This window comes from Streptococcus sp. A11, from assembly GCF_043674225.1.
Taxonomy (GTDB): Bacteria; Bacillota; Bacilli; order Lactobacillales; family Streptococcaceae; genus Streptococcus; species Streptococcus suis_V.
This window is the reverse complement of the sequence record NZ_JBIMJS010000011.1, coordinates 29,847-42,994: the sequence shown is the minus strand read 5'-3', so window position 1 is coordinate 42,994 and position 13,148 is coordinate 29,847. Positions and strand designations below refer to the sequence as shown.

Sequence of the window (13,148 nt, the reverse complement as noted above, 5' to 3'; positions counted from 1 at the left end):
AATGGATATATTTGTAAAACAAGCAATCATACATCAATTTAGTCCTGACGATACAGAGCTGGTCCTTGCCGACCAGCTTTTGACTGTCAGTCCTAAAATAGAAGAATATTTACGCAAAAAAATTGAACGTGTCTTTTCAGACGAGGCCAAAACTGGCCAATTTGATTCGGAAAATCCCTTCCTAGAAAATCTGTCAGGTAATCTGATGGAAAATTCGGTCAAAATTGCCAATCTCTGGAAGGAAGAGTTTTCAATTTCTGAAAACCTTAAGACCAATGACTTGATTTTTGTGGCTTTTGAGAAAAATGGAATTGAACATTTTGGATTTTTGCGGATTTCTCTACGTGAAAACCTGGCCCACGTTGGCTCGGAAAGCGGCAGCCCGTTGAAGATTACCCAGAACAATCTGCCTGGTCCAGGCTCCGCACCTGACGAAGCCCTCATCATCAACTTGCAGACCTACAAATACCACCTGATTGAGAAAAGAATCAAGCACAACGGAGCCTTTCTCAACTATTTTTCAGATAATCTTTTGCAAGTTACGCCAGCTCATTCGGCCAAAAAATCCATTAAGGCCCTTGAGCAGACCGCACAAAAAATTGCGGATAGTTTTCATCAAGGGGATTTCCAATTCCAGTCCAAGGTCAAGTCGGCTATCTATAATCATTTGGAAGAGGACAATGAGTTATCGCCTGAGAAATTGGCCGACCAGCTTTTTGACAACAATCTCACAGCCCGCTTGAATTTTGTCGACCAGCTGAAGGAAGTCATCCCAGACAAGGTTTCCTTTGATGAGATTGATGCCAGCCGTCAGCTCAAAAAATTTGAAAATCAGAAATTGTCCCTATCAAATGGCATCGAGCTGATTGTACCGAATTCAGTCTATGAGGATGCAGAGTCGGTGGAGTTCATCCAAAATCCTAACGGAACCTACTCCATTTTGATTAAAAACATCGAAGATATTAAGAGTAAATAAATGAAAAAAATTACAAGAACGATTTTTCTTGTCGTCCTTGTTTTTCTTTGTTATCAATTGTACCAGACCTATCATGCGGTTGAGCAGGTCATGACTTTTCAGCCCTTGGTCCAAGAAGTCCTGGCTGAAAATGATACCGCAGCAAATGAAGAATTGGTACTGGCTATGATTTATACAGAGACAAAGGGAAAACAGGTCGACGTTATGCAGTCCAGTGAATCTGCGACAGGCTACATTAATGCCATTACAGATAGCAAGGAGAGCATCCGCCAAGGTGTTATCTATCTCAGTCAGAATTTGCAGCTGGCAGGAGAACGTGGGGTGGATGTTTGGACGGCAGTTCAGGCCTACAATTTTGGGCAGACCTATATTGATTATGTGGCTGCAAATGGAGGTGAGAACTCCCTGAATTTGGCTGAGGAGTATTCCAAAACAGTAGTCGCACCAAGTTTGGGTAATACTAGTCTAGAAACTTATACCTACTGGCATCCACTTGCTCTTGTCAATGGCGGCAAGCTCTATGTCAACGGGGGCAATATGTACTATTCACGCCAGGTCCAATTTAACATGTATCTGATGCGCCTTATCAATCTTTTTTAACCCTCCCTCTTAAAAAGTGTTATAATAGAAATATGAACGGAGGTGTACCAAGATGACAAGAACCTGTATGATTACTGGTGCAAGTAGCGGAATTGGGAAGGCCATTGCATATGCCTTTGCCAAAAACGGTGATAATGTAGTTATTACTGGGCGCCGGAAGGAACAGCTAGAAACGATTAAAAAGGACTTGGAAACAAGTTATAGCATCAATGTGACTTTGGCTGTGTTTGATGTAACTAATGTAGAAGAAGTTATAGAGCAGTGCCAGCAGATTATGAAAGAAGTTGGACAGTTGGACGTCTTGGTCAACAATGCTGGTCTGGCTTTGGGACTGGATAAGTTCCAAGAATATGATTTGGCTGATATGTTGACTATGATTGATACCAATGTTCGTGGTCTGTTGACTGTGACCCGCCAGATTTTGCCACAAATGGTAGAAAACAATAATGGTCACATCATCAATATCGGCTCAACTGCTGGGATTTATGCCTATGCAGGTGCGGCTGTTTATGCTGCAACCAAGTCTGCTGTCAAGGTCTTGAGCGACGGTATCCGCATTGATACCATTGATAAAAACATCAAGGTGACAACATTGCAACCAGGAATTGTGGAGACGGACTTCAGCCAGGTGCGTTTCCATGGAGACAAGGAGCGAGCAGCAACAGTTTACCAAGGGATTGATGCACTTCAGGCAGAAGATATTGCCAACTGCACCATTTTTATAACGAATCAACCAGCCCATGTGCAGATTTCAGATATGACGATCATGGCCACCAAGCAAGCAACAGGATTTACCATTCACCGTGAGTAGGAGGTCTTGCTATGAGAAAGTTTGGAAACAGTTTATCCATCTTACTTCTATCTGCCATGTTCTTAGGTGCCTGCACCAATAAAACAAGAATAGGGCAGATAAGCACCAGCAGTTCCCCATCTAGCAGCTCTTCATCGACAAGGGCAAGTAGTTCAACTAGCACCAGTAGCTCTGAGACCACAGAAGTTTCAGGAAAAGATCTTTCAGAATTAAACAGAGGGGTCCAACTAGAGAGCGGGCAGGATACCATTGACTATGCCAAAATGATCTTAGGCGACAAGGATTGGATTGTCATTGAAGGAAATTATACTCGGACAGAGTCTATTCCCTACAATCTGCTACAAGGGAATGACGGTTCGCTTTACTGGGTCTACCAAAATGGCGAAATCTATGATAAAGACAACAAACTGGTCCACCAGCCATAAGAGACAGCTGAAGATTTGAATGTCCTTTAGTTCTACAGGTAAATATTCTAAAACTGGGTTTCATGCCCAGTTTTTACTTTTTCCGTACACCGGTTCCAATTTTCTGCTGGTATACTGTGTCCAAGAAGTGGTCATAGGTCTGTTTAACTGCGGGGAATTTTTGAGAGGTTCCAGTGGAAAGGGCTAGATTTTCTAAGAATATTGGGAAGCTTCCCTTTTTATAGAGTTCTCCTTGAAAGAAGAATTTATCAGTAATCTTGTCAATAAAGATGATCGAGGAGCGCCAGCGGGCCTTTCGTGAATGGGACGGTTTCCAGGAGATTTTGATTTGCTGGTTATAAAAATACCAGCCCATGATATAAATCTTGGTTTCTTGCTGGCGTTTGATGTCATGATACGTACAGGGAAGGGCATAGACCGTGCCACGATTGGTTTGCAAGAAAGGCTTGAAATCACGGATTTTTTCGTAATCCTTCTGGTCAACGATTGTAAATCCTCTGTCCTTGGCAATTTTTTTCTCATCTACCGTGTAAGAATAGCGGTAGGGGTCAAAGATAATCGACCGTTCATGAACTCGGTAACGCTCTGCCATTTTTTTAAAATGAGGCAAGCTACCATAGTTTTCCAGCAAATAAGGTGTCGTAGCACCTCTATGGCTGATATTTGGCTGGATGTCAAGGATACGGCAGGTATCCAAGCTATCGAGAGGGACTGCACCAAGGCCAATCAGGAGTTGCTCCCTTGTAAAATGACTGGCAAAGCGGGCTTGGGAAGTCTGACCGTTCTCACTCTGGCTGTCTACAAAAAGCGTTTCGCCCTGGCTAAAAACGATTATATAATTCTCATGCTGTTCGGCTTTTCTTTCGATAGGAATGCTGTATAATTGGTGAAAAGTGGGTAAATTCAGGAGTTGTCCAAGTTTCATTTTTTTCATAAAACCAGTATAGCAGAAAATTTTCTGCAAATCCAGTTAAAAGTAAAACTTGTTAAACTTATTTTTAAAAAGAAATGCTCTGACTACATTTCCTTGGAATCAAAGCCTTCAAAGATTTGTATGTCAAAGCGTTTTTTATTGCTAATGTATGCTTGAGGGGTCTTTACTGTATAGACCACCAGAGGGATGCGAAAGAGCAGGCGAATTAGATTGAGCGATGGATTTTTCTGAAATTCATGCTCGTAGGTGATAAAGTCTGGTCGTGTGAGACAATTGGTCAGCAGGTGTTTGATATCAAAGTAAATCAGCCCCTTTTGCCTACTTAAATCACCAGACAATTGTCTACGAATAGAGTTAGGGCGATGTTTCTTAAAATAGGCGACAACCTGGGGATTGAAGGATTCCACCATAAAAGCTCCTGTGTAGCTGTCCAGATAGCTGGTCACGCGCTGACAGACTTCCAGAACGTCCCTACTCTCCGACTTGATTTCTACGATGAGAGGCACCTTGCCTGCTACCAGATCCAGGATATCAGCCAGGCGAGGAATGCCTTCTTGGCTATTGAAAAGCTTGTATTTTTGCAGTTCTTGATAGTGGCAATCTTCGATATTTTGGTCAATGCCAGAGGTTCTAAGCAAGCTGGGGTCATGGATGAGGACTAGTTCCTTGTCCTTGGTCATCCGGATGTCAAACTCGATACCGTAGCCTTTCTGCACAGCTAGAGCATAGGCTGCCAGACTATTTTCCGGTGCAGCTCCGCTATTATCATAAAAACCCCTGTGAGCATAATCCCAGCCCAGAAAGGACCAAAGTCAACCCGCCCCATGCGAGGTTTGAGCAAAAAAATCAATAAACCAATGAGAATGAGGAATCCGAGTAAATAAAGCATAGCAACCTTTCTAGGAATAATCCCCGTGCCGGACTAAAATCATGGTCAGGAAGGACAGGATGGAGAAGAGGAGGGCATAGGGAAAGAGGGCACCAAATCCCAGCACCTCCATGAGAAAACCAGACAAAATGGGAGTCACAATATGCGCCGCCATAGAGGCAGTGTAGTACATGCCAGTGTACTTGCCCACATCCGAAACATGACTCATCTCTACAATCATAGGCAGGGAATTAGCATTGATGAAGGCCCAACCCACCCCCATAATAGCAAAAGATAGATAGACCAGGGCTGAAAAAGCGGTCGGGATGATACCGAGAAGATCGGTCGCAGAAACCAGGCAAATTCCTAACAAAATCGCCTTTCTGCGACCGATTTTTGTCCCTAAAAATCCAAAGGGAATATAGGTAATGATTGCTGCAATAGTAGCCAGCATGAGCGAGGGTGCCACCTGGCCAGCATCCATGTCCCAGACAGCGATAGCATAGCGTGAAAAAGCAGTCGTAATGCCGTTGTAGGCCATGAACCACAGGAAGATGGACACCAGCAGGAAAAAGAGGGAAATCTTGACTTCCTTGTCGAGCTCGCCCGTTCTTCTAGTCTCTTCCTCTTCATTTTGGACCGGGATGACCATTTTTTTCATCAATTTTCCAGCGGAGAATGGCAAAGCTGACTAGCAAAATGAGTCCAACTGTCAGGAAGAGGGCAGTATAGTCAAGCTGGTCTGACTTATCGACCTGCAGGGCTAGGTCAATGAGCGTTAGAATTGCACCGACAGCACCCATAAGATTGATGATGGCATTAGCCTTGCTACGCAAAGGCTTGAGTGTCAAATCGGGCACGAGGGCAATAGCAGGAGCCCGAGAAATGGACATGGCAAATAAGACAAGTTCCAAGCCAAGATTGAAGAGCCAGAAAAGTTTGTGGCTGGTCGCATAGGGTAGAAGGACCAGTCCAAAGCAGATTAGCAGACTGCCTAGAAAGACGAAGGGAATCCGCTTGCCGTGCCGGCTGTTGAACCTGTCAGATAAGGCACCAAAATAGGGTAGGAGAAAGAGAGAAAGAATATATTTGCTTTTAAGTAGGATGAGCTACCATTAATTTTGGTAGTTTTTATATTTTGGTGCTAAACTGGTGCTAACGATAAAAGAAAACCGATGAAACACTTTATTTCATGCGGTTTTTTGAGTAACTTATTCTATTCCCACTCAACTGTTGCTGGTGGTTTGCTTGTAATGTCGTAGACGATGCGGTTGACGTGGTCGACTTCGTTGACGATGCGGACAGAGATTTTTTGAAGGACATCCCACGGAAGCTTAGCAAAGTCAGCTGTCATGCCATCGACAGAAGTGATAGCACGGATAGCAATGGTATAGTCATAAGTACGACCGTCTCCCATGACACCTACCGAACGAACTCCAGTATTGACCGTGAAATACTGCCACACATCACGGTCCAGGCCAGCCTTGGCAATTTCCTCACGGAGGATAGCGTCTGACTCACGGACAGTGTAGAGTTTTTCCTCGGTGATTTCGCCCATGATACGGATAGCCAGTCCAGGACCTGGGAATGGCTGACGCCACACAACCTCATCAGGCATACCGAGTGCCGTTCCTAGCGCACGTACTTCATCCTTGAAGAGGGTATTGAGCGGCTCAATTAACTCAAATTGCATATCCTCTGGAAGTCCGCCCACATTGTGGTGAGACTTGATTGTCTCAGCCGTATCCGTCCCAGACTCGATAATATCGGTGTAAAGCGTGCCTTGAGCCAGGAATTTTACATCTGTCAACTTGCTTGCCTCGTCGTCAAATACGTAAACAAATTCATTACCGATGATTTTACGTTTCTTCTCAGGGTCAGATACGCCAGCAAGTAAATCTAGGAAACGTTTAGAAGCGTCTACGCGAATGATATTGAGACCGAATTTGCCACCCAACATCTCCATTACCTGGTCACCTTCATTTTTACGGAGCAAGCCGTGGTCAACGAAGATACAAGTCAACTGGTCACTGATCGCACGTTGCAGAAGGACACCGACAACAGACGAGTCCACACCGCCAGACAGACCCAGAAGAACCTTCTTGTCTCCAACAGTTGCACGGATTTTCTCGATTTCCGTCTCGATGAAGTTTTCCATGGTCCAGTCGCCACGCGCACCACAGATACCAAAGGCAAAATTCTTCAAGATGTCATTACCGTATACGGAATGACGAACTTCTGGGTGGAACTGGATACCATAGATGCGACGTTCGATATTTTCAATGGCAGCATAAGGGCAATCCGCAGACAGACCGACCAAGTGGAAGTCAGCTGGAATTTCCGTCACAGCGTCACCGTGGCTCATAAGAACCAATTGCTCAGAAGGAGTGTCAGCAAAAAGAGCAGACTCAGCCTTGAGTTCAAGTGTTGACTGACCATATTCACGGTTACCAGCCTCGCTAGCAGGCACCACCTTACCGCCCAATTTATGGGTAATTAGCTGCATACCGTAGCAAATCCCCAAAATTGGAATCCCCAGTTCAAAAATTTCTGAGTCAATGTCAAAGGCATTTTCCGCGTAAACTGAGTTTGGCCCACCAGAAAGAACGATACCAATCGGATTGATTTGGCGGACCTCCTCAGCAGTAATTTTGTGGTTTTTCAGTTCTGAAAAGACACCGAATTCACGGATGCGACGTGAAATCAGCTGGTTGTACTGGCTACCATAATCCAGAACGATAATTTTTTGGACATCTTGTTTTGTCATGTTTTTCCCTTTCCATTTGAAAATCATTCAAATACTGATAGCTATTTTACCATAAATACGAACATTTTCCAAACTATATTTGTCAATTATCAGTTTTCCAAACTATGGCGATTTTTTTGAAATCCCATGTTCGTTTTTTTCTTGAATTTACTTGTTTTATTTGAGCAGATTACCAGTCATTGTTTGCATGTCTTATTTTTGCTCATAAAAAACAGCTGACCTTTGTAAAATTGGTCTAATTTTGGTAGACTAGACGGAGAGAGGTTTGACAAATGAAAGCAGCATATATTACCATTCACGATAAGATTAAGGAGCAGATTGACCAGGGTGTTTGGAAGATTGGCCAGCGCCTGCCCAGCGAGCGTGACCTGTCCGATGAGTTCGGCGTTTCCCGCATGACCCTGCGCCAAGGCATCACCCTCCTGGTCGAAGAAGGAGTGCTCCAGCGTAAGGTCGGTTCCGGCACCTATGTGGCCAGCACTCGGGTTCAAGAAAAGATGCGCGGCACGACCTCCTTTACAGAGTTGGTTCTCTTGCAGGGCAAAAAGCCGAGTAGCAAGCTCTTGTCTTATACTCGAACCAAACCAAATGAGAAAGAAGTTGAACAGCTAGCCTTGACCAAGGGGGAATATGTCGTCCGGATGGAACGGGTTCGCTATGCTGATAATGTCCCTGTCGTTTATGAAGTTGCCAGCATTCCGGAGCGTCTGATTAAAAGCGTTCCCAAGGAGGAAGTGACCAATCATTTCTTCAAGACCTTGACGGACAATGGCTATAAAATCGGCACCAGCAAGCAGACCATTTTTGCACGGCTGGCCAATGAGAAGGTGGCTAACTACCTAGACATCAGCAAAAATCAGCCAATTTTGGCTCTGAGACAGGTTTCCTACCTGGATGACGGCCAGGCCTTTGAATTTGTGAACAGCCAGTACGTTGGCGAACGCTTTGAGTTTTATTTGGAGAATAATTAGGAAAAGAGCAAGTAAAATAGAGCCTTTCGACTCTATTCAAAAATATAATTGTAAAGCTGAACGACTTTCTGGAAAGTCCAAGTATCTAACTGTGTGATTTTGCTGGTATTCCTAGCTATGAAATCAAAAGTATAGAGTTGCATAGGATTGACGAATCCGTCGACGCCCTCACTAATGCCTAGTTCTTTAGGAATGGTTACTGCCAGTGAATTACCCACCTTATGCGTTTTCACAGTATTCATAAAAGGATACCTCCGTACATCGTATACACGGTTTTGACAAAAAAGTCAAAGGTTTTTGAGTATTTTCGCTCGTCTTAAAACTCTTTAAACAAACATAAATAAAATTATGCAAACAAACACTCCGTTTTCCCACTAGAAACGGATTTTCTTATTTATTAACGTTAGAATTTTTGATATAATAAAGTTTATGGAAATTGAAAAAACCAACCGAATGAATGCCTTATTTGAATTCTACGCTGCCTTATTGACGGACAAGCAAATGAACTATATCGAGCTATATTATGCGGATGATTATAGTTTAGCAGAGATAGCTGAGGAATTTCAGGTGAGCCGTCAGGCGGTTTATGATAACATCAAACGAACCGAAAAATTGCTAGAGGACTACGAAATGAAGTTGCACATGTACTCGGACTATGTTGTGCGCAGCCAAATTTTCGATGAGATTTTGGAAAAATATCCAGAAGATGCGTTTTTGCATGAAAAAATCTCTGTCCTGACCAGCATTGATAATCGAGATTAAAAGGAGAACACATGGCTTTTGAAAATTTAACCCAGCGTTTGCAGAACGTATTTAAAAATCTGCGTGGAAAAGGAAAAATCAGCGAGAGCGACATTCAAGAAGCGACCAAGGAAATCCGTTTGGCCTTGCTTGAGGCGGACGTTGCCTTGCCAGTCGTCAAAGATTTTATCAAGAAGGTGCGTGAGCGTGCCATTGGCCACGAAGTCATCGATACCCTCAATCCAGCTCAACAAATCATCAAGATTGTCGACGAAGAATTGACGGCGGTTCTGGGTTCGGAAACGGCTGAGATTATCAAATCACCGAAAATTCCAACCGTTATCATGATGGCTGGTCTCCAAGGTGCTGGTAAGACGACCTTTACCGGTAAATTGGCCAACAAACTCAAGCAAGAGGAGAATGCGCGTCCTCTCTTGATTGCGGCGGATATTTACCGTCCAGCGGCCATTGACCAGTTGAAAACGTTAGGGCAACAGATTGATGTTCCTGTCTTTGAATTGGGCAACCAAGTTCCTGCCCTTGAAATTGTGCGCCAAGGTTTGGAACAAGCCAAAGCCAACCACAATGACTATGTCCTCATCGATACGGCCGGTCGTTTGCAGATTGACCAAGCCCTGATGGCGGAATTGCGTGATATTAAAGACTTTGTCCAACCAAATGAAATCCTCTTAGTAGTCGATGCCATGATTGGTCAAGAGGCCGCTAATGTTGCTAAGGAATTTAATGACCAGTTGGCGATCACTGGTGTGATTTTGACTAAGATTGACGGTGATACGCGTGGTGGTGCGGCGCTTTCTGTTCGTCACATTACTGGCCAACCTATCAAATTCACTGGTACTGGTGAGAAGATTACGGACATCGAAACCTTCCATCCAGACCGTATGTCATCTCGTATTCTCGGTATGGGGGATATGTTGACGCTGATTGAAAAGGCCAGCAAGGAGTACGACGAGAAGAAATCATTGGAACTGGCGGAAAAAATGCGCGAGAACACCTTTGATTTCAACGATTTCATTGACCAGCTCGACCAAGTACAAAGCATGGGACCGATGGAAGACTTGCTCAAAATGCTTCCTGGTATGTCAACCAATCCAGCTCTGGCAAATCTAAAGGTTGACCAAAAACAGATTGCTCGTAAGCGTGCCATTGTGTCCTCAATGACGCCTGAAGAACGAGAAAATCCGGATTTATTAACTCCGAGCCGTCGCCGTCGGATTGCGGAAGGTTCAGGGAATAGCTTTGTCGAAGTCAATAAATTTATCAAGGATTTCAACCAAGCAAAATCCCTCATGCAAGGCATGATGTCTGGTGACATGAGCAAAATGATGAAACAGATGGGCATTAACCCTAATAATCTTCCGAAAAATATGCCAAACAATATGGATATGTCTGCCTTAGAAGATATGATGGGTGGTAGCGGAATGCCCGATATGAGCCAACTGATGGGCGGGGCTGGTATGCCTGACATGTCATCCATGTTTGGTGGTGGGCTCAAAGGCAAGATTGGAAAATTTGCCATGGAGCAGGCCATGAAACGTCAAGTCAACAAGATGAAAAAAGCTAAGAAAAAGCGTAAATAATCCGTTCTCCACAAATAGAAAGAAGATTTGATGACACGTTCTACATTAATGCAATACTTTGAATGGTATCTGCCTGCTGATCACGACCATTGGAATCGGCTAAAAAATGACGCTCCGCATCTGAAAGAATTAGGAATTAGCCATGTTTGGACGCCACCTGCCTTTAAAGCGACAGGACCAGATGACGTCGGCTATGGGATTTATGATCTGTTTGATTTGGGAGAATTCGACCAAAAAGGCACCATTCCAACCAAATACGGAACAAAAGATGAGTATCTGGCTGCTATTCATGCTCTCAACGAACAAGGGATAGCAGTGATTGCGGATATTGTCCTCAACCACAAGGCTGGTGGAGACTACCAAGAAAGCTTCCAAGTTCGTCGGATGAACCCTGATAATCGGCAAGAAAGTCTTTCTGAGCCCTATGAAATCAAGGGTTATACTGGTTATGATTTCCAAGGTCGTAACGATGTCTACAATGATTTTAAGTGGCATTGGTATCATTTCACAGGGCTTGATTTTGATGCTGCCCACAATGAAACGGGCATTTATCAAATCGTAGGAGAGAACAAGGGCTGGGCCAATCAGGATCAGGTCGACGGAGAGCACGGTAACTACGATTACCTGATGTTCAATGACATTGATTTCAAGCACCCAGAAGTAGTAGAGCATCTCAAAGATTGGGTAAAATGGTTTATCGAAACAACTCAGGTTGATGGCTTTCGGATTGATGCTGCCAAGCATATTGGGGAAGATTTTATCGCTTCCTTTATGGAATTTATCCGACAAGAAGTTAAACCTGACCTGTATGCTTTCGCAGAATATTGGAAAGACAGTGAAGTAGATAGTCAAAGTTATATCGACGGTACAGATTACCAACTTGACTTGGTGGACGTTCCGCTCCACATGAATTTCTTTCAGGCGGGTAATGAAGGGCAATCTTTCGATTTACGGACCATTTTTGATGGTAGCTTGGTGAAAACAAAGCCTGATTTTGCCGTTACATTTGTCGAAAACCATGATACACAACGTGGACAGGCGCTAGAATCAACAGTCGCAGATTGGTTCAAACCAGCTGCTTACGCCTTGATTTTGCTACGTCAACAAGGATTGCCAACCTTATTCTACGGTGATTATTACGGCATTTCAGGTGAATTTGGACAAGCTGCCTTCAATGAGATCTTGGATAAATTACTTGCTATCCGTCAGCATCATACCTACGGTCCACAGATTGATTATCTCGATCATCCAAATTGTATTGGTTGGGTTTGCCAAGGGGATAATGAGCATCCTAAAGGTCTAGCCTGCGTTATCAGCAATGCAGATGAAGGATACAAAGACATGGATATGGGAACTTTAAATGCTGGAAAAGTATTTGTAGATGCAACCGGTCATCGACAAGACACCGTTCAATTAGATGAAAATGGATGGGGGCGTTTCTATGTCAATCCAGGCTCGGTTTCCGTATGGGTAGAAGAATAACTAACAATTAAGTTTACATAACAAATATTATGCAAACTTTTTTGTAATATAAAATTAACAAAGTAATAAAGTAAACTATCTTGAGTATTAATGTCTGAAAATTGTATAATGATTACCATTAAACTATGAAAAAGGATTTAGGTATTATGCAGTATTCAAGAAGTCAATATTTTCAATCAATGAAAAAACATCCTCTCTCAATATTACTGGCAGTGGTATGGTCTTTTTAACGATTAGTTTATTTGTATTTTGGAATAAGACGATTCGACAGGCTGAAGCTACAGAATATGTAGTGGCAGATTATAGACAACAATTCATCAATACAATTGCACCATCTGCGCAGCAATTAGCCAACACCTATGATTTGTATCCATCTGTCATGATTGCACAGGCTATACATGAATCTAATTATGGACAATCTGGGTTATCAATTTCCCCGTACAATAACATATTTGGTATCAAGGGAGCATACAATGGACAATCTGTATCCCTTCAAACATGGGAAGATGATGGATATGGAAATACCTATGATATCGTTGATTATTTTCGTACTTATCCAAGTTATTATGAGTCTTTAGCTGATTACGTAAATATTGTTCGCCAACCTCGCTTTAACAGTTTTTGGCGTTCCAACACCAGTAGCTACTTGGATGCTACTAATGCTTTAACTGGTACATACGCAACAGATACAGCCTACGCTGAAAAACTTAATGATATCATTGAACTTCATGGATTGACACAATACGATGGATATTATATTAATGAGAATGTTTCGTCAGTAGCTAATTTAATTTGGAATCCATATCGCGCACAATATACAACTCAAGAGACTCTAAATCTTGATATCGCCTGGGCAAATCGCTAGAATCTTCCATTCATCTATATTTATCCGTACCACAATGAACTAATTAACTAAACCCAGCTAGACTGATTATTCCATTTAGCTGGGTTTTAATATGTAAAATGTAAAAA

General features: G+C 43.0%; 14 protein-coding genes and 2 pseudogenes. 9 read left to right on the top strand and 7 right to left on the bottom strand.

What is annotated here, in order from left to right:
- Position 1 precedes the first annotated feature (1 nt).
- The 4 genes from ACHBIF_RS07485 to ACHBIF_RS07470 are packed head-to-tail and all read left to right on the top strand — an operon-like array spanning position 2 to position 2,812.
- Entirely contained in the window at positions 2-976 is a 975-nt protein-coding gene (locus tag ACHBIF_RS07485; RefSeq protein WP_394719644.1) for a nucleoid-associated protein, read from the top strand.
- Positions 977-1,576, top strand: a complete 600-nt coding sequence (locus ACHBIF_RS07480; protein ID WP_105123334.1) for a lysozyme family protein — start codon at positions 977-979, stop codon at positions 1,574-1,576.
- A 52-nt stretch (positions 1,577-1,628) separates the two neighbouring features.
- Positions 1,629-2,387 (top strand): SDR family NAD(P)-dependent oxidoreductase, encoded by a 759-nt coding sequence (locus tag ACHBIF_RS07475; protein ID WP_394719642.1) that lies wholly within the window; start codon positions 1,629-1,631, stop codon positions 2,385-2,387.
- An 11-nt stretch (positions 2,388-2,398) separates the two neighbouring features.
- Positions 2,399-2,812: a hypothetical protein gene (locus ACHBIF_RS07470; RefSeq protein ID WP_394719640.1), complete on the top strand. Its 414-nt coding sequence runs from the start codon at positions 2,399-2,401 to the stop codon at positions 2,810-2,812.
- A gap of 73 nt (positions 2,813-2,885) precedes the next feature.
- On the opposite strand, the gene ACHBIF_RS07465 is transcribed toward ACHBIF_RS07470, so the two are convergent.
- From ACHBIF_RS07465 to guaA, 5 genes are all read right to left on the bottom strand, one after another.
- Complete coding sequence (locus tag ACHBIF_RS07465; protein WP_394719638.1) at positions 2,886-3,737, bottom strand: hypothetical protein; 852 nt, start codon at positions 3,735-3,737, stop codon at positions 2,886-2,888.
- Between the two features lie 92 nt (positions 3,738-3,829).
- The gene (locus ACHBIF_RS07460) at positions 3,830-4,546 is read right to left on the bottom strand and encodes a glycerophosphodiester phosphodiesterase family protein (protein WP_394719697.1); all 717 of its coding nucleotides are present in this window, start codon (positions 4,544-4,546) and stop codon (positions 3,830-3,832) included.
- 99 nt (positions 4,547-4,645) lie between these two features.
- Positions 4,646-5,275 (bottom strand): MFS transporter, encoded by a 630-nt coding sequence (locus tag ACHBIF_RS07455; protein WP_394719636.1) that lies wholly within the window; start codon positions 5,273-5,275, stop codon positions 4,646-4,648.
- Complete coding sequence (locus ACHBIF_RS07450; protein WP_260464350.1) at positions 5,244-5,699, bottom strand: MFS transporter; 456 nt, start codon at positions 5,697-5,699, stop codon at positions 5,244-5,246. Before ACHBIF_RS07450 ends, ACHBIF_RS07455 begins: the two co-directional genes overlap by 32 nt.
- Positions 5,700-5,830: 131 nt before the next feature.
- Positions 5,831-7,381: a glutamine-hydrolyzing GMP synthase gene (gene guaA / locus ACHBIF_RS07445; RefSeq protein ID WP_394719634.1), complete on the bottom strand. Its 1,551-nt coding sequence runs from the start codon at positions 7,379-7,381 to the stop codon at positions 5,831-5,833.
- 272 nt (positions 7,382-7,653) lie between these two features.
- Here guaA and ACHBIF_RS07440 point away from each other — a divergent pair, with 272 nt between their 5' ends.
- Entirely contained in the window at positions 7,654-8,352 is a 699-nt protein-coding gene (locus ACHBIF_RS07440) for a GntR family transcriptional regulator (RefSeq protein WP_105123328.1), read from the top strand.
- A gap of 32 nt (positions 8,353-8,384) precedes the next feature.
- On the opposite strand, the pseudogene ACHBIF_RS07435 reads toward ACHBIF_RS07440, so the two are convergent.
- Together ACHBIF_RS07435 and ACHBIF_RS07430 are read right to left on the bottom strand one after the other, a co-directional pair.
- Positions 8,385-8,525, bottom strand: a pseudogene (locus ACHBIF_RS07435) (type II toxin-antitoxin system PemK/MazF family toxin); the annotation flags it as partial.
- A pseudogene (locus tag ACHBIF_RS07430) lies at positions 8,517-8,594 on the bottom strand (AbrB family transcriptional regulator); the annotation flags it as partial. The pseudogenes ACHBIF_RS07435 and ACHBIF_RS07430, both read right to left, overlap by 9 nt.
- Before the next feature lie 187 nt (positions 8,595-8,781).
- Between ACHBIF_RS07430 and ACHBIF_RS07425 the strand changes: the two are divergent.
- The 4 genes from ACHBIF_RS07425 (at position 8,782) to ACHBIF_RS07410 (ending at position 13,041) form a co-directional block, all read left to right on the top strand.
- Positions 8,782-9,114: a putative DNA-binding protein gene (locus ACHBIF_RS07425; protein ID WP_105110178.1), complete on the top strand. Its 333-nt coding sequence runs from the start codon at positions 8,782-8,784 to the stop codon at positions 9,112-9,114.
- An 11-nt stretch (positions 9,115-9,125) separates the two neighbouring features.
- Positions 9,126-10,694 (top strand): signal recognition particle protein, encoded by a 1,569-nt coding sequence (ffh, locus tag ACHBIF_RS07420; RefSeq protein WP_105137850.1) that lies wholly within the window; start codon positions 9,126-9,128, stop codon positions 10,692-10,694.
- A gap of 30 nt (positions 10,695-10,724) precedes the next feature.
- Positions 10,725-12,176: an alpha-amylase gene (locus ACHBIF_RS07415; protein ID WP_394719631.1), complete on the top strand. Its 1,452-nt coding sequence runs from the start codon at positions 10,725-10,727 to the stop codon at positions 12,174-12,176.
- A gap of 217 nt (positions 12,177-12,393) precedes the next feature.
- Positions 12,394-13,041: a glycoside hydrolase family 73 protein gene (locus ACHBIF_RS07410; protein WP_105160925.1), complete on the top strand. Its 648-nt coding sequence runs from the start codon at positions 12,394-12,396 to the stop codon at positions 13,039-13,041.
- Positions 13,042-13,148: the final 107 nt, after the last annotated feature.

Bases quoted from the DNA above. Each gene is read 5' to 3' on its own strand.
- ACHBIF_RS07485 (WP_394719644.1), top strand. From the start codon at position 2: ATGGATATATTTGTAAAACAAGCAATCATACATCAATTTAGTCCTGAC.
- ACHBIF_RS07480 (WP_105123334.1), top strand. From the start codon at position 977: ATGAAAAAAATTACAAGAACGATTTTTCTTGTCGTCCTTGTTTTTCTT.
- ACHBIF_RS07475 (WP_394719642.1), top strand. From the start codon at position 1,629: ATGACAAGAACCTGTATGATTACTGGTGCAAGTAGCGGAATTGGGAAG.
- ACHBIF_RS07470 (WP_394719640.1), top strand. From the start codon at position 2,399: ATGAGAAAGTTTGGAAACAGTTTATCCATCTTACTTCTATCTGCCATG.
- ACHBIF_RS07465 (WP_394719638.1), bottom strand. From the start codon at position 3,737: ATGAAACTTGGACAACTCCTGAATTTACCCACTTTTCACCAATTATAC.
- ACHBIF_RS07455 (WP_394719636.1), bottom strand. From the start codon at position 5,275: ATGAAAAAAATGGTCATCCCGGTCCAAAATGAAGAGGAAGAGACTAGA.
- guaA (WP_394719634.1), bottom strand. From the start codon at position 7,381: ATGACAAAACAAGATGTCCAAAAAATTATCGTTCTGGATTATGGTAGC.
- ACHBIF_RS07440 (WP_105123328.1), top strand. From the start codon at position 7,654: ATGAAAGCAGCATATATTACCATTCACGATAAGATTAAGGAGCAGATT.
- ACHBIF_RS07425 (WP_105110178.1), top strand. From the start codon at position 8,782: ATGGAAATTGAAAAAACCAACCGAATGAATGCCTTATTTGAATTCTAC.
- ffh (WP_105137850.1), top strand. From the start codon at position 9,126: ATGGCTTTTGAAAATTTAACCCAGCGTTTGCAGAACGTATTTAAAAAT.
- ACHBIF_RS07415 (WP_394719631.1), top strand. From the start codon at position 10,725: ATGACACGTTCTACATTAATGCAATACTTTGAATGGTATCTGCCTGCT.
- ACHBIF_RS07410 (WP_105160925.1), top strand. From the start codon at position 12,394: ATGGTCTTTTTAACGATTAGTTTATTTGTATTTTGGAATAAGACGATT.